18 protein-coding genes are annotated in these 13746 nt (G+C 66.3%); 9 read left to right on the top strand and 9 right to left on the bottom strand.

Going from position 1 to position 13746, the window contains the following annotated elements:
* Nucleotides 1-2: 2 nt before the first annotated feature.
* The 7 genes from lptM to OA56_RS07895 form a co-directional block, all read right to left on the bottom strand.
* Entirely contained in the window at nt 3-107 is a 105-nt protein-coding gene (gene lptM, locus OA56_RS07925) for an LPS translocon maturation chaperone LptM (RefSeq protein ID WP_072247872.1), read from the bottom strand.
* Nucleotides 108-235: 128 nt separating this feature from the next.
* On the bottom strand, nt 236-847 hold the full coding sequence (gene phaP, locus OA56_RS07920; protein ID WP_055422536.1) for a phasin family protein: 612 nt from the start codon (nt 845-847) through the stop codon (nt 236-238).
* A gap of 193 nt (nt 848-1040) precedes the next feature.
* Entirely contained in the window at nt 1041-1817 is a 777-nt protein-coding gene (locus OA56_RS07915) for an enoyl-CoA hydratase (RefSeq protein WP_055422537.1), read from the bottom strand.
* A 29-nt stretch (nt 1818-1846) separates the two neighbouring features.
* The gene (gene lptA, locus OA56_RS07910) at nt 1847-2371 is read right to left on the bottom strand and encodes a lipopolysaccharide transport periplasmic protein LptA (RefSeq protein WP_141054366.1); all 525 of its coding nucleotides are present in this window, start codon (nt 2369-2371) and stop codon (nt 1847-1849) included.
* Nucleotides 2368-3051 carry an LPS export ABC transporter periplasmic protein LptC gene (gene lptC / locus OA56_RS07905; protein WP_141054365.1) on the bottom strand — a complete coding sequence of 228 codons (684 nt, stop codon included), beginning with the start codon at nt 3049-3051 and terminating at the stop codon, nt 2368-2370. Before lptC ends, lptA begins: the two co-directional genes overlap by 4 nt.
* Complete coding sequence (locus OA56_RS07900) at nt 3048-3575, bottom strand: KdsC family phosphatase (protein ID WP_055422540.1); 528 nt, start codon at nt 3573-3575, stop codon at nt 3048-3050. The genes lptC and OA56_RS07900 overlap by 4 nt, the downstream gene beginning before the upstream one ends.
* Nucleotides 3575-4555, bottom strand: a complete 981-nt coding sequence (locus tag OA56_RS07895; protein ID WP_028874093.1) for a KpsF/GutQ family sugar-phosphate isomerase — start codon at nt 4553-4555, stop codon at nt 3575-3577. The genes OA56_RS07900 and OA56_RS07895 overlap by 1 nt, the downstream gene beginning before the upstream one ends.
* A gap of 68 nt (nt 4556-4623) precedes the next feature.
* Between OA56_RS07895 and OA56_RS07890 the strand changes: the two genes are divergently transcribed.
* The gene (locus OA56_RS07890; RefSeq protein ID WP_461584503.1) at nt 4624-6594 is read left to right on the top strand and encodes a cation:proton antiporter domain-containing protein; all 1971 of its coding nucleotides are present in this window, start codon (nt 4624-4626) and stop codon (nt 6592-6594) included.
* Between the two features lie 43 nt (nt 6595-6637).
* On the opposite strand, the gene OA56_RS07885 is transcribed toward OA56_RS07890, so the two are convergent.
* Nucleotides 6638-7186 (bottom strand): FlgO family outer membrane protein, encoded by a 549-nt coding sequence (locus OA56_RS07885; RefSeq protein ID WP_055422542.1) that lies wholly within the window; start codon nt 7184-7186, stop codon nt 6638-6640.
* On the bottom strand, nt 7183-7812 hold the full coding sequence (locus OA56_RS07880) for a FlgO family outer membrane protein (protein ID WP_055422543.1): 630 nt from the start codon (nt 7810-7812) through the stop codon (nt 7183-7185). The genes OA56_RS07885 and OA56_RS07880 overlap by 4 nt, the downstream gene beginning before the upstream one ends.
* Nucleotides 7813-8209: 397 nt before the next feature.
* Between OA56_RS07880 and OA56_RS07875 the strand changes: the two genes are divergently transcribed.
* From OA56_RS07875 to OA56_RS07840, 8 genes are read left to right on the top strand one after another with little or no spacing between them, the layout of a single operon-like run.
* Complete coding sequence (locus OA56_RS07875) at nt 8210-9040, top strand: ABC transporter ATP-binding protein (protein ID WP_055422545.1); 831 nt, start codon at nt 8210-8212, stop codon at nt 9038-9040.
* Nucleotides 9037-9819, top strand: a complete 783-nt coding sequence (mlaE, locus tag OA56_RS07870) for a lipid asymmetry maintenance ABC transporter permease subunit MlaE (RefSeq protein ID WP_028874097.1) — start codon at nt 9037-9039, stop codon at nt 9817-9819. Before OA56_RS07875 ends, mlaE begins: the two co-directional genes overlap by 4 nt.
* A 28-nt stretch (nt 9820-9847) precedes the next feature.
* A complete protein-coding gene (gene mlaD, locus OA56_RS07865) occupies nt 9848-10318 on the top strand; it encodes an outer membrane lipid asymmetry maintenance protein MlaD (RefSeq protein WP_141054360.1) in 471 nt (156 codons plus the stop codon).
* An 18-nt stretch (nt 10319-10336) separates the two neighbouring features.
* Nucleotides 10337-11077, top strand: coding sequence for an MlaA family lipoprotein (locus OA56_RS07860; RefSeq protein WP_055422547.1), 741 nt, complete (start codon nt 10337-10339; stop codon nt 11075-11077).
* A 41-nt stretch (nt 11078-11118) separates the two neighbouring features.
* Nucleotides 11119-11772, top strand: coding sequence for an MlaC/ttg2D family ABC transporter substrate-binding protein (locus OA56_RS07855; protein WP_461584499.1), 654 nt, complete (start codon nt 11119-11121; stop codon nt 11770-11772).
* An 8-nt stretch (nt 11773-11780) separates the two neighbouring features.
* Entirely contained in the window at nt 11781-12086 is a 306-nt protein-coding gene (locus OA56_RS07850; RefSeq protein ID WP_141054357.1) for an STAS domain-containing protein, read from the top strand.
* Complete coding sequence (locus OA56_RS07845; protein ID WP_055422549.1) at nt 12083-12976, top strand: ABC transporter ATP-binding protein; 894 nt, start codon at nt 12083-12085, stop codon at nt 12974-12976. Before OA56_RS07850 ends, OA56_RS07845 begins: the two co-directional genes overlap by 4 nt.
* Nucleotides 12969-13739, top strand: coding sequence for an ABC transporter permease (locus tag OA56_RS07840; protein ID WP_055422550.1), 771 nt, complete (start codon nt 12969-12971; stop codon nt 13737-13739). The genes OA56_RS07845 and OA56_RS07840 overlap by 8 nt, the downstream gene beginning before the upstream one ends.
* Nucleotides 13740-13746 lie beyond the last annotated feature (7 nt).

Genomic DNA, 13746 nt, shown 5'->3' with positions numbered 1-13746 from the left:
ATTCATTTCGATCCCCCCGAGGAGGGCGGGGAAGGCAGGTAGAGCGGTCCTTTCACGCCGCAGCCGGAAAGCGCCAGGGCAAGGACGAGGGGGAGGAGAAAACGCATGGTCTGCAGGAAGGAAGTTCGGTCGAAACGCTATCCTAGCAGAGCCGGGGGCAGGGGGAAAGCAAAACGCCCGCTCGGGGCGGGCGTTTCACGCAACGCGGTGCATGGCACCGCATTCAGTTTGCGACTCAGGCCGCGCTTTGGGAAGCGCTCGCCGAGGGTTTCCGGGCAGCCGTCGCCGCCGGAGCGGCTTTGGTGGCGAGCTGCTGCGAGGCGGAGGTCACGGCCTTGACGGTGGCGTTGGTCGCCGCCGTCATGTTGGCTTCGGCGATCTCGGCCACCTGTTTGGCGGCCTTGGCGAGATTGTCATAGGCGCTGTTGGCCGCGGCGATGGCGGACTTGGCCGCAGCGATGACCGTCTCGGCACCGGTGGGTGCGGACTTGGCCATCTTGTCGAGCAGCTCGATCATCTGCCGGTTGAGATCGGAGAGCTGGGTCTCGACGATCTTGGCGATCTCGGTCTGGCTCTGCTGCAGCACTTCGTAGACGTTGCGCTGATAAGCGAGCGTTTTCTCGATCGAGGGGGTGAGGGCTTCCTGCTGCAGCTTGAAGAATTCCTGCGCGTCCTTGGTCTCGGCCACTTGCTTGGCGTGGGCGAGCGACTGTTCGATCGTTTCGCGCAGGGCGTTCATCTGCAGCGCGATGAGGCGTTCGATGGTGGAGAAGCCGGAACTGGCGACGGCGAGCCAGGCATCGGAGATTTGACGGCCGCGTTGGGTGAGGGTGTCGGTGGTGCTCATGGTACGTCCTCCTTGAGGGATTGAGATTGCTGCATCGCAGCAACGCACTCACTATAGTTCAAGGATTTCTGTGTGTCAAGTGATTTTGTGCGTTGCACAAAGCCTTTGAATGTTCGATGCTTTGCAAGGTTCCGCGCCACGATCCTCACCCAAGGGGATCGTGGCGCGGGTGCGGCGTCGGGATGCCGGGAGATCAGCGGTGCTTGAACTGCGGCGCGCGTTTCTCGAGGAAGGCGGCCATGCCTTCCTTCTGGTCTTCGAGCGCAAAGCTGGAATGGAAAGTGCGGCGCTCGAAGAGGAGTCCCTCGTTGAGGGGGCTCTCGTAGGCGCGGTTGACGCACTCCTTGATCATCATGACCACCGGCAGCGAGTAGCTGGCGATGGTCTTGGCGGTCTCGAGGGCGTCTTCGAGCAGCCGCTCGGCCGGCACCACGCGCGCCACCAGGCCGCTGCGCTCGGCCTCTTCGGCATCCATGAAGCGGCCGGTGAGACACATCTCCATGGCTTTTGCCTTGCCCACGGCGCGCGGCAGGCGCTGGGTGCCACCGGCGCCGGGCAGGATGCCGAGCTTGACTTCGGGCTGGCCGAACTTGGCGTTGTCGGCGGCGATGATGAGGTCGCACATCATGGCGAGCTCGCAGCCGCCGCCCAAAGCGAAACCGGCCACCGCGGCGATCACCGGCTTGCGGCAGGTCTTGACGCGTTCCCAGTTGCGCGTGATGTAGTTGCCCTTGTAGGCGTCCATGTAGGAGAAATTGGCCATGGCGGCGATGTCGGCGCCGGCGGCGAAGGCTTTCTCGCTGCCGGTGATGACGATGGCGCCGATTCCTTCGTCGGCCTCGAAGACGTCGAGCGCATGCCCCAGCTCGTCGACCAGCGCATCGTTGAGGGCGTTGAGCTGCTTGGGCCGGTTGAGCCGGATGAGACCGACGCGGCCGTGGGTTTCGACGATGATGTTCTGGTAGTCCATGAAGTGCTCCTCTCGTGGGTGGGAAAAACTCATTGTCCGCCGTCGTCCTTGGGCTGGATCACGGCGCGCACGCGGCCCGAGGGGGCGCTGGAGGCACCGCCGGCGGTGGTGACGTAGTACTGGTCGGTGTTCTGGTCGTATTCGATGTAGGCGCCGCGTACTTCGTCCTGGCCGGAAGTGGCGCGGGCCCGGCCGATGAGCTTGATCTTGTTGGTGCGCGCGTCGTACTCGAGCCGCTCGGCTTCTCCGGTGACCCATTCGTTGCTGTTGTCGCGCTTCTGCTTGAAGGTGGCGAGCCTGCCGCCCTGGGCGGTGGCCACGCCCGTCTTGAAGCCCTGCTCGTCTTGCGTCACGACCACGCGATCGCCCCGGATCTCCAGCGTGCCCTGTTTCATGAGCACGTTGCCCTCGAAGACGTGCACTTTCTGCCGGTCGTCGACGTGGATGCGGTCGGCATCGATCTCGATGGGCTTTTGTTTGTCGGCCTTCTCCGCGTGCGCGAGCGGTACGGCGAGCACGAACAGCAGGCAGAGGAGCAGAAAAAGGCGGGTCATCGGCTGGGACTCCGTCGGGGGGCGGGTTGGCGGGAATCGGGTCTGGCGCGAGGGGTGGGTGCGGTCGTTTTGCCAGCGGCGGGTTTTGCCGGCGCAAGCGCGTTGGCAGCCGTCTTGGGCTCGGGCGGCCAATGCACGTGCGCGTTGCCGATCAGGGTGATTTTCGCGAGATGGTCTTCGGCCTCCATCCGGTCGCCGGTGGCGCGGCGCTCGCCGCGAGTGATCACGACGGGCAGGTCGGAGCGGGCGCGGCCCTCGTCGGGCCACCAGACGAGCATCTGCCCCTCGTAGCGGGTCTCGGCGCCGTCGAGCACTCGGGTGACGAGCACGTCGCCGAAGGCTTCGATGCGCTCGCCATGATCGAAGACGTCGGCCCGCTGGGCACGGCCGGTGAAGCGCACGTCCTCGCGCAGGGACGTGACGCGCGGACGCTCGAGCGCGGTCCGATCGCCGGCGAGGTAATGGATGGCATGATCGGCCTCGATGTGGTGCATGGGCAGACCGGTATCGGAATAGACGTCGACCGCGAGCTCGCCGGAGACGAGGTCGATCTCGCCGGCGGGCTCCACGGGAGGCGACTGCGTGAGCAGATTCACCCGCCGTTCGAGCCAGAAGGAGAAGGCGGCCACCAGCGTGGCGAAGAGGAGCGGCAGGAGGACGGTGGGGCGGAGGAGGGTCATGGGGCGCGAAGGTAGGGCGCGAGGAGCTCGTCCCAGCGCCCTTGGGCGTGCAGGAGGAAGTCGCACAGCGCGCGCACGGCGCCGCGCCCGCCCGGGCGAGGGGCGATCCAGTCGGCGCGCGACTTGACGAGCTCGTGCGCGTCGGCCGGCGCCGCGCTGAAGCCGCAGGAAAGCATGAGGGGCAGGTCGACGACGTCGTCGCCCATGTAGCCGGCCGCCTCGAACCCGAGCCCGCGCGCGGCGAGCCGCGTCGCCATCTCGGCGTGTTTGTCTTCGATTCCCATCGCCAGCGGCAGCCCCAGCTCGGCGCAGCGGCGCGCCAGGGCGGCGGAAGTTCGGCCGGAAATGACGATCGGTTCGATTCCAGCGCGGGCGAGCAGCTTGAGTCCGTGCCCGTCGAGCGTATGGAACGCCTTGAGGGTGTCGCCCTCGGGGCCGTAGTAAAGGCGCCCGTCGGTGAGCACGCCGTCGACGTCGAAGCCCATTAGACGTACGCGGGCGGCTTTGGCCGTGGCGGTGGTCATCACAGCACCTTGGCGCGCATGAGGTCGTGCATGTGCAGCGCCCCGACGAGCCGGCCGTCCTCGACCACCAGCATCTGGCTGATGCGCGCATCTTCCATGCGGCGCGCCGCTTCGGCGGCGAGCGCCTCGGGGGAGATGGTCTTGGGCGATGGGTTCATGCGCTGCGCGAGCGTCTCGCTGCGCAGGTCGGCGCCCTGTTCGATGGTGCGGCGCAGGTCACCGTCGGTGAAGATGCCCAGCGGCCGGTCGTCGGCATCGACCACCGCGACCATGCCCATGCCGCCGCGCGACATGGTGAGCAGCGCTTCGGTGAGGGGAACGTTGGGTGGCGCGGTCGGGACCTCGGGGCGCGGGCGCATGACGTCGGCCACGCGCGTGAGCAGCCGGCGCCCGAGCGCGCCGCCGGGGTGCGAGCGGGCGAAATCCTCCGGACCGAAGCCGCGCGCTTGCAGGAGCGCGATCGCGAGCGCGTCGCCCATGGCGAGCGCGGCGGTGGTGCTCGCAGTGGGGGCGATGTTGTGCGGGCAGGCTTCTTCGCGCACGCTCACGTCGAGGTGCACGTCGCTCTGGCGCGCGAGCGGCGAGTCCGGCCGACCGGTGAGGGCGATCAAGGCGGCGCCCTGGCGCTTGATGGCGGGCAGGATCATCAGCACCTCGTCGCTCGCGCCAGAGTAGGAGATGGCGATGACGACGTCGTCGGGGGCGATCATGCCGAGATCCCCGTGCGCGGCCTCCGCGGCATGGACGAAGTAGGCGGGGGTGCCGGTCGAGGCGAGGGTGGCGGCGATCTTGCGCCCGATATGGCCGGATTTGCCCACGCCGGTGACGATGACCCGGCCGCGCGCGCCGAGGACGAGCCGCACGGCTTCGGCGAAGGAAGGGCCGAGCCGCTCGGCGAGGGCGGCGATGGCTTCGGATTCGATGCGCAGGGTGCGCCGGGCGCTCTCGAGGATGCGCCCGGGATCAAGAGGGCGATCCATGGGCTCGGCTGCGGCCTCGTTTATACTGGGAAGCCCAGTATAGCAAAAACGCAGGGAGCGGGTTTTTCATGGAGGGAGGCTTGACGACGGTCTTGCTGCTGCTGGCGGGTTCGCTCGCGGCGGTAGCCTTGTTCAAGAGCATGGGCTTGCCGGCGCTGATGGGGTATCTGCTCGTCGGCGTGGCGGTGGGGCCGCACGCGCTCGGCCTGATGCCGGAGGAGGGCGGGGCGGCGGTGCTGGCCGAGTTCGGCGTCGTCTTCCTCATGTTCTCGATCGGCCTGGAGTTCTCGTTGGCGCAGTTGAACGCGATGCGCCGCGTGGTCCTGGGCCTGGGGGCGCTGCAGGTGCTCGTCACGCACCTGGTGTTCACGCTCCTCGGCTGGTCTCTGGGTTTGTCGCTGCTGGCGGCCTGGGCGCTGGGCGGGGCACTGACGATGTCTTCGACGGCCATCCTCTCGAAACTGCTCGTCGAGCGGCTGGAGCTCGACAAAGCGCACGGACGGGAAGTGATCGGTGTGCTGCTCTTCCAGGATCTGGCGGTGGTGCCGCTGCTCATTCTGGTGCCCGCCCTGGCGGCGCCCGACGGCGAGCGCTGGTGGGTGACGCTGGGGGCGGCGGTGCTCAAGATCGCCGTGCTGCTCGTGCTGGTGCTGCGCTTCGGACAGCCGGTGATGCGCCGCTGGTTCACCTGGGTGGCGCGGCAGAAATCGCCCGAACTCTTCATGCTCAACGTCCTGCTGGTGACGCTGGGGATGGCTGCGCTCTCCAACGCCCTGGGGCTGTCGCTGGCGCTGGGGGCGTTTCTCGCCGGCATGCTGATCTCGGAGACGGAATACCGCTACCAGGTGGAAGAGGACATCAAGCCGTTTCGCGATGTACTGCTCGGTCTCTTCTTCATTACGGTGGGCATGTTCCTCGACGTGGGCGAGGTGACGCGCAATTTCGTCTTCGTCGTGCTGCTGCTCGTCGGCATGCTGGGCATCAAGGCGGCGGTGGTGTGGGGCGCCTCGCGCGCCCTGGGTTCGAACGCGGCAGTGGCGATGCGCTCGGCACTGTGGCTATGTACGGGCGGCGAGTTCGGCTTCGTGCTGCTCGCGCAGACGGCGGGGCTGGGTCTGCTGCCGTCGGCATGGCTGCAGACGGCGGTGGCGGCGCTAGTCTTGTCGATGCTGGCCGCACCCTTGATCGTCGCGGTGTCCGATCGGCTGGTGCTGCGCTTCGTCGCCTCAGAGTGGCTCGCCCGCTCGATGGAACTCACCCAGATCGCCTCGCGCACCATGCTCGTCAAGCAGCACGTGCTGGTGCTCGGCTACGGGCGCACGGGTCAGTATCTGGCGCGGCTGCTCGAGCACGAGGCGGTGCCCACGGTGGCGCTCGACCTCGATCCGGAGCGGGTGCGGGAGGCGGAAGTGGCCGGCGAGAGCGTACTCTACGGTGACGCGAGCCGGCGCGAGACCCTGATCGCGGCGGGTTTGTTGCGGGCGCGGGCGGTGGTGGTGACCTTTGCCGAACTGGGGGCATCGCTGCGCGTGCTGTCGGTGCTGCGCGAATTGCGCCCGGACGTGCCGGTGGTGGTACGCGCCCGCACCGAGAACGACGTCGATCGCTTGATGGCGGCCGGAGCGACGGCGGTGATCTCGGAGGCGATCGAGGTGAGCCTGATGCTGGCCACGCACACGCTGGCGCTCATCGGCATGCCGCTCACGCGCGTGGCGCGGCGCATCCGCGAGATCCGGGCGCAGCGCTATGCGCTGCTGCGCGGCTATTTCGCCGGCCGCTCCGACGAGAGCGAAGCGGGCGAGGGCGGCATGCGTCTGCATTCGGTGCTTTTGTCGCCCGATTCCTGGGCGGTAGGGCGGCGCCTGGGAGATGTGGGATTGGAAGAGTGCGGCGTGACGGTGGCGGCGGTGCGCCGGCGCGGCATCCGCGCCCAGACGCCGGAACCGCAGCTGGTATTGCAGGCGGGCGACGTGGTGATCCTGCGTGGCGAGCAGGCAGCGCTCGAGCGCGGCGAGGCGATTCTGCTGCAGGGGCCGTGAGCGCTCGCACGCCGAGCCGCCGGACGATCCCCGCGCGGGACCATCAATCGCTGACCGTGGTGCGCAGCTTTTCCTTGCTGCCGCGGCGGGTCGGTTCCGCACCGAAGCAGCGCTCGGGAATCTGGCCCGAGGCGGCGGCGCGCACCGTGCCGTCGACCAGATCGATGCGGCGCACGCCGAGCTGCAGCGCCTCGCCCACGCGGCGGTAGGTGCCGACGAGGGCGTAGCGGTCGATCACGATGTCTTGCCGGATCGATTCGGGGTCGCGGGTGAGGAGCCGCAGGCCGTCCTCGTCGAGGCTGAGGTGCTCGCCTACCTCGACCTGGCGCATGGGCGCGGCGCAATGCCGGCTCCACGCCAGACCAAACGCTTCGCCCAGCGCCTTGCCAAAGCGCCCCGTGCGGTATCCGTCGACCTCGACGAAATCGGGGATGATGACGCTGCCGCCGCGCGGGCAGGTCTGCCGGGCCATGCGACCGAGCTCGTTCTCGGTCGCTTCGCGGCACATGCTGGCCGTGGGGGCGAGGCTGCAGGCGGAAAGGAGCCCCGCCGTGAGCAACGCCGCGGCCGTAGCCGAGAAGCGGAAGGTCATTTGCCGCGGATGATGCGCATCGGTTTGAGCTGGTCGCCATCGACGAGCAGCCGGGCGACGAAGTCGTCGATGGGCAGGCTGATCTGGCCAGAGCTCACGACCACGCCGGTATTGACGTCGATCACCCGGGCATTGACGAAGACTTCGTCGTCGGTGACCGAATAGGTGCCGGCGAGCACGCCGGCGACCAGGTATTGGTATTCGAGCAGTTTGGGGTCGCGGGTGAGGACGAATTCGCCCGCAGGATTCACGGCTACCGCTTTGCTCAGGCGGATGTCGTAGACGTTCCAGTGGCGCACCTGCAGCTCGTGGATGAGGTTTTCCGTGATGAGGCGCCCCAGCGGCGAGGTATCGTCGAGATCGTCGAGATTGACGAAGGTGCTCGCCAGCACGGCCGGCAGCAGGTTCTTGTGCTGGATGTTGCGTTCGATCTGGTCGGCGAGAAAGATGATTTTGCTGTTGAATCGGGCCGCGCCGGAATTGGCTGGACGGTAGGCGAGGGCGTCGGGGGCGGTTGCAGGGCTTGCCGGGGCGGCAGGAGCAGAGGTGGTGCTCACTTCGCGGGTGGCGCTCTGGGCGCAAGCCGCCAGCAGCAGGGCGAGGCAAAGAGGGGCGAGGCGTTTCATCGTCGTTCTCCTGGACATCAATTGCGCTCGCGTGGGCGATGGGTGACGAGGAAGTCTTCGCCAGACGAGGGGTCGTAATTTTCGACGTACGTGTAGGCATAATCGCCCGGCGGAGGCGAAGGTTTGCGGGTGCCGCGAACGCTTGCGCTGGCCTCCGGACCACCGTTGCCGCTCACGACGACCTGTACATTCTGATGCTGCGAGGCGCAGCCGGCAAGGAGGATGAGCGTCAGGAGTGAGGGTAAAAGTGTCAGGGGGCGCATTTTGCTGGGCTCCGGGTTTTGTAGGGTTATCGGCGCACCGAGCGCGGACTTTAGGATTTTCGTCGCGGCCGCCTGCTTGGTCCCGTTTGCGGGCTTCGTGTATCATTGGGCAGATCCGAGGTGGAAGTGAGACGGTGACGACGAATCCTCATTCTGCAGATCCAGTGGTCGAGTTGCGCGGCGTCGACGCCGGCTACGGCGAGCGCCTGATCCTCTCCGGCATCGATTTTTCGGTGCGCCGTGGGCAGCTCGTGGCTGTGATGGGCGGCAGCGGTTCGGGCAAGACGACTTTGCTGCGTCTCGTCTCCGGCCAGCTGCGCGCCCGCAAGGGAAGCGTGCGCGTGTTCGGCCAGTCTCTGGAGCGCATCTCCGAAAAGGAGCTCTACGCCCTGCGCCGGCGCATGGGGATGCTCTTCCAGTTCGGTGCGCTCTTTACCGATCTGTCGGTGTTCGACAACGTCGCTTTTCCCTTGCGTGAGCACACCGACCTGCCCGAATCCATGATCCGCGACCTCGTGCTCTTGAAGCTCAACGCGGTGGGTCTGCGGGGAGCCGCCACGCTCATGCCCAGTGAGCTCTCGGGTGGCATGGCGCGGCGCGTGGCGCTTGCCCGCTCGGTGGCGCTCGACCCGGAACTCATCATGTACGACGAGCCTTTCGCCGGGCTCGATCCGATCTCGCTCGGCGTGATCGGGCAGGCAATCCGCAAGCTCAACGATGCGCTGGGTGCCGCCTCCATCCTGGTGACGCACGACGTGGTCGAGTCGCTGTCCATCGTCGATTACGTCTATCTCGTCTCGCAGGGGAAGATCATCGCCCAGGGCACGCCCGACGAAATCCGGAATTCCCCCGATCCCTTCGTGCATCAGTTCATTTACGCCGAAGCCGACGGACCCGTGCCGTTTCATTATCCGGCGCCTCCTCTCGAAGAAAGCTTGCTCCTCGAAGCGGAGGTTGCGCCATGATCCAGCTGCTGCGTACCCTGGGGCATCTCACCGTCGATGGGGTGTGGCAGGTCGGATTCGCGACCCGCTTCCTCTTCGCGATGCTGCGCCACTCGGGGCCGTCGTTCGCGCGTTTTTCCCTCACGATCCGCGAGCTCTATTTTTCTGGCGTATTGTCGCTCGTCATCATCGTGGTTTCGGGCGCGTTCGTCGGCATGGTGCTGGGCTTGCAGGGCTACGACACCCTGCAGCGATTCGGTTCGGAGTCGGCGCTCGGCAGCATCGTGGCGCTGTCGCTGCTGCGCGAGCTCGGGCCGGTGGTGGCGGCGCTGCTCTTCGCCAGCCGTGCCGGTTCGGCGGTCACCGCCGAGATCGGCCTCATGAAGGCCACCGAGCAGCTCACGGCCATGGACATGATGGCCGTCAACCCCATCGCCCGCGTGGTGGCGCCGCGCTTCTGGGGCGGGGTGCTGTCCATGCCGCTCTTGGCGGCCATCTTCAGCACCGTCGGGGTCATCGGCGGCTGGTTCATCGGCGTGGTGGTCATCGGCGTGGACAACGGCACCTTCTGGTCGCAGATGGCCAATTCCGTCGACTTCCGCGAAGACGTGGTGAACGGTGTCGTCAAGAGCTTCGTGTTCGGCTGGGCGGTTAGCCTCATCGCGGTCTTCCAAGGCTACGACTGCACGCCGACGGCCGAGGGCGTGTCGCGGGCGATCACGAAGACGGTGGTCTATTCCTCGCTGATGGTGCTGGCGTTGGATTTCATTCTGACTTCTTTCATGTATATCGGTAAATGACGGACGGGCGACGGTCCCGGGAGTGGCGATGAATCGAGCGATACTGGATCTGTGGGTGGGGGCGTTCGTGGCGCTGGGGTTCGCGGCGCTGATGTTCCTGGCGATGCAGGTGGCCAACGTCTCGGAGGAAGGAACGCGGGGCGAGACGATCACGCTGCGCGCGCGCTTCGAGGACATCGGCGGGCTCAAGGTCAAGGCTCCGGTCAAGAGCGCCGGGGTGGTCGTGGGCCGGGTCGCAGCGATCCGTTTCGACCCGCAGACGTACCAGGCCGAAGTGGAAATGAAGGTCTCGGCGGCCTATCCTTTTCCCAAGGATACGATCGCTTCGATCTTGACCTCGGGCCTCTTGGGCGAGCAATATGTCGGGCTGGCGGCCGGAGCCGATAGCGAGATGCTCAAGGACGGCGATCGCATCGAGATGACCCAGTCGGCGCTGGTGCTGGAAAAGCTGATCGGCCAGTTCCTGTTCAACAAGGCGGCCGAAGGCGGCAGCAAATAACGAGGAAAGGGGAACGAGGTGAACAAGAAAACCCGTGCGATCGCGGCGATCGCCGCCTGCGTGGCAATGTCGGGCTGCGCGACCAGCCAACCGTCCAATCCCAAGGACCCTTGGGAAGGCTTCAACCGGGCGATGTTCCAGGTCAACGACGCGCTCGATACCGTCGTGATCCGCCCGGCGGCGGTGGTCTATGAGAACGTCTTGCCTTCGCCGGTGAAGACGGGCGTGGGCAACTTCTTCAGCAACCTGGGCGATCTGGGCAACGCGGCCAACAACCTGCTGCAGGGCAAGCCGCAGGCAGCCTTGAACGACCTCGTTCGCTTCGCCTTCAACTCCACCTGGGGGCTGCTTGGCGTGCTCGACATCGCGAGCGAGGCGGGTTTGCCCAAGCACAACGAAGATTTTGGCCAGACGCTCGCCGTGTGGGGCGTGGGCGACGGCCCTTACCTCGTGCTGCCGCTCTTCGGTGGTCACAACCTGCGCGACACCGCCGCGCTGCCGGTCGACTACTACAGCGATCCGACCACCTACGTCGAAGGCGATGCGGCGAAATATTCCTTCAAGGCGGCCGAGATCGTGGTCAAGCGCGCCGAGCTGCTGCCGGCCGATCGGGCTACCGAAGGGCAGATCATCGACAAGTACGCACACCTGCGCGATGTCTACTTCCAGCGGCGTAATTATCTGATACACGACGGCAATCCGCCGATCGAATATGAGGATTTCAACGGCAACGGCGCTTCGAACGGCGGGAGTCGCTGAATATCTGGCTTTCCCGAACCCGACATGAGAGAGGATGTGTGATGAAGCAAACGATGATGCGGCGATGGTTGGCCGCCTGCCTGGCTCTACTGGCCCTGACATGGGGGGCGGCCCTGCGGGCCGAACCCAAGGCGCCGGACGTGCTGGTCAAGGAGATTTCCGACGAGGTGATCGAGCGGCTCAAACAGCGTCCGATCAAGACCGATGCGGACATGAACGAATGGCTCGCCTACGTGGAGCAGCGCGTCCTGCCGCATTTCGACTTCGAGCGCATGACGATGCTCGCCGTCGGTCAGCCCTGGCGCCAGGCCACACCCGAGCAGCGCAAGCGTCTCACGCAGGAATTCAAGACCCTGCTGGTGCGCACCTACGCCAACGCGCTGCGTGAGTACCGCGACGAGAAACTCGAATTCAAGCCGCTGCGCATGGCGCCGGGCGACAAGACCGTGCGCGTCTCCTCGATGGTGATCCGTCCTGGCAGCGAGCCGATCGCCATCGACTACGTCATGGAACTCAAAGGTGACGGCTGGAAAGTGTTCGACGTGGTGGTGGCCGGCGTGAGCCTGGTCACCAGCTATCGCAGCACCTTCGGCCAGGAGATCCAGGCCAAGGGGATCGACGGGCTCATCCAGACACTTGCCGAGAAGAATGCCCACGGCGAGACCATGCCGGCCGATACGGCGAAGCAGGGGTGAGCAAGGCGATGTCTGCTTCAGGCCAGGCGCTGCGCGTGCCGCTCGAAGGGCGCATCGATCTACGCAGTGTCACCGGTTTCCTCGACCGCTGGCCGGAGGGGGTCGCTGCCGGCTCGCGCGTCCTCGTCGATGCTTCTGGCGTGAGCGGCTGCGATTCCTCGCTGGTGGCCCTCCTCATCGACTGGCTGCGTCGGGCGCGCCGGTGCGGGGCCACGATCGAGATCGCCGGTCTGCCACATCAGGCGCTGGCGCTCGCGCAGCTCTACGGCGTCGATACCCTGTTGCCCTTGGCGCCGGAGCCGTCCGGGACATGACCGCTGCCATTGCCTTGCAAGGCGCCGTCAAGCGCTATGGTGGCTTTACGGCGCTCGCTGGCGTAGACCTCACCATCGAGCGCGGCGAATTCTTCGGCCTGCTCGGACCCAACGGGGCAGGCAAGACCACGCTCATTTCGCTTCTGGCGGGGCTGGCGCGCCCGAGCGAGGGCAGCGTGCGCGTCATGGGCTTCGATGTCGTGCGCGACTACCGCCAGGCGCGCCGTGCCATCGGCGTGGTTCCTCAGGAGCTCGTCTTCGACCCCTTCTTCACGGTGCGCGAGATCCTGCGCATCCAGTCCGGCTATTTCGGCCTCACCCGCAACGAAGCCTGGATCGAGGAGCTGCTGCACGGCCTGGGGCTGGCCGACAAGGCCGAGGCCAACATGCGCACGCTCTCGGGTGGGATGAAGCGCCGGGTACTGGTGGCGCAGGCCCTGGTACATCGCCCGCCGGTGATCGTGCTCGACGAGCCCACCGCCGGCGTGGACGTGGAGCTGCGCCACGGCCTGTGGCAGTTCATCCAGAAGCTCAACGATCAAGGACACACGATTCTGCTCACCACCCATTATCTCGAAGAGGCCGAGTCGCTGTGCCACCGCATCGCCATGCTCAAGGCCGGCCGCATCGTGGCGCTCGATACCACCGAGCGGCTGCTCGCGCGCTTCCAGGCCCATGAGCTGGAAGTGCGGCTCGACCAACCCCAGGCGGCGCTCGCCTTGGGCGGCGAGGCAGGCGAGGATGGCTGGGTGCGCATCCCCTTCGAGCACTACACCGACATCGAACTCATCTTGCGCCGCCTGCGCGAGGCCGGGGCCGAGGTGCGCGAGCTACGCGTGGGCGAGCCGGATCTGGAGCGCGTCTTCGTCGAGGTGATGCGAAGTGCCTGAATGTTTCGGCGCGGGGTTCCGCACGCTCTTCTACAAGGAAGTGATGCGCTTCTGGAAAGTGGCTTTCCAGACGGTGGCCGCGCCCATCCTCAACGCGCTGCTCTTTCTGCTCATCTTCTCCAACGTGCTCGACCGGCATGTGACGACCTACGGCGAGGTACCCTATACGGCCTTTCTCATCCCGGGTCTTGCGATCATGTCGGTGCTGCAAAACGCTTTCGCCAACTCCAGCTCTTCGCTCATTCAGAGCAAGGTGACGGGTAACATCGTCTTCGTGCTCCTGCCGCCTTTGTCGCACCAGGAATTTTTCTGGGGCTACGCGCTCGCCTGCGTGGTGCGGGGACTCGCCGTGGGGTTGGGGGTGATCCTGGTGGGGCTCGTCTTCGTCGATCTGCCGCTCGCCGCGCCGCTGTGGGCGCTCGCTTTTGCGGTGATCGGTTCGCTGCTGCTGGGGTCGCTGGGAATCGTCGCCGGCATCTGGGCGGACAAGTTCGACCAGCTCGCCGCCTTCCAGAACTTCCTCGTCATGCCGCTCACCATGCTCTCGGGGGTGTTCTACTCGATCGCGGCGCTACCTCCCTTCTGGCAGAAAGTGTCCCACCTCAACCCGTTCTTCTTCCTGATCGACGGCTTTCGCTATGGCTTTTTCGGCCAGGCGGACACCAATCCCTGGGTGAGTCTGGGGGTGTCGCTCGCGGCCACGGCCGTGGTGGTGGCGCTGACGCTGGCCCTGCTCGCCCGCGGCTACAAACTGCGTCAATGAGCTTCCT

It is taken from the genome of Tepidiphilus sp. HLB4 (genome assembly GCF_054823945.1).
This window is presented reverse-complemented; position numbering and strand designations above follow the sequence as displayed.

What these genes read in the sequence shown, in the direction of transcription:
- lptM (WP_072247872.1), bottom strand. Translation starts at nt 107, where the DNA reads ATGCGTTTTCTCCTCCCCCTCGTCCTTGCCCTGGCGCTTTCCGGCTGC.
- phaP (WP_055422536.1), bottom strand. Translation starts at nt 847, where the DNA reads ATGAGCACCACCGACACCCTCACCCAACGCGGCCGTCAAATCTCCGAT.
- OA56_RS07915 (WP_055422537.1), bottom strand. Translation starts at nt 1,817, where the DNA reads ATGGACTACCAGAACATCATCGTCGAAACCCACGGCCGCGTCGGTCTC.
- lptA (WP_141054366.1), bottom strand. Translation starts at nt 2,371, where the DNA reads ATGACCCGCCTTTTTCTGCTCCTCTGCCTGCTGTTCGTGCTCGCCGTA.
- lptC (WP_141054365.1), bottom strand. Translation starts at nt 3,051, where the DNA reads ATGACCCTCCTCCGCCCCACCGTCCTCCTGCCGCTCCTCTTCGCCACG.
- OA56_RS07900 (WP_055422540.1), bottom strand. Translation starts at nt 3,575, where the DNA reads ATGACCACCGCCACGGCCAAAGCCGCCCGCGTACGTCTAATGGGCTTC.
- OA56_RS07895 (WP_028874093.1), bottom strand. Translation starts at nt 4,555, where the DNA reads ATGGATCGCCCTCTTGATCCCGGGCGCATCCTCGAGAGCGCCCGGCGC.
- OA56_RS07890 (WP_461584503.1), top strand. Translation starts at nt 4,624, where the DNA reads ATGGAGGGAGGCTTGACGACGGTCTTGCTGCTGCTGGCGGGTTCGCTC.
- OA56_RS07885 (WP_055422542.1), bottom strand. Translation starts at nt 7,186, where the DNA reads ATGACCTTCCGCTTCTCGGCTACGGCCGCGGCGTTGCTCACGGCGGGG.
- OA56_RS07880 (WP_055422543.1), bottom strand. Translation starts at nt 7,812, where the DNA reads ATGAAACGCCTCGCCCCTCTTTGCCTCGCCCTGCTGCTGGCGGCTTGC.
- mlaE (WP_028874097.1), top strand. Translation starts at nt 9,037, where the DNA reads ATGATCCAGCTGCTGCGTACCCTGGGGCATCTCACCGTCGATGGGGTG.
- mlaD (WP_141054360.1), top strand. Translation starts at nt 9,848, where the DNA reads ATGAATCGAGCGATACTGGATCTGTGGGTGGGGGCGTTCGTGGCGCTG.
- OA56_RS07855 (WP_461584499.1), top strand. Translation starts at nt 11,119, where the DNA reads ATGAAGCAAACGATGATGCGGCGATGGTTGGCCGCCTGCCTGGCTCTA.
- OA56_RS07850 (WP_141054357.1), top strand. Translation starts at nt 11,781, where the DNA reads ATGTCTGCTTCAGGCCAGGCGCTGCGCGTGCCGCTCGAAGGGCGCATC.
- OA56_RS07845 (WP_055422549.1), top strand. Translation starts at nt 12,083, where the DNA reads ATGACCGCTGCCATTGCCTTGCAAGGCGCCGTCAAGCGCTATGGTGGC.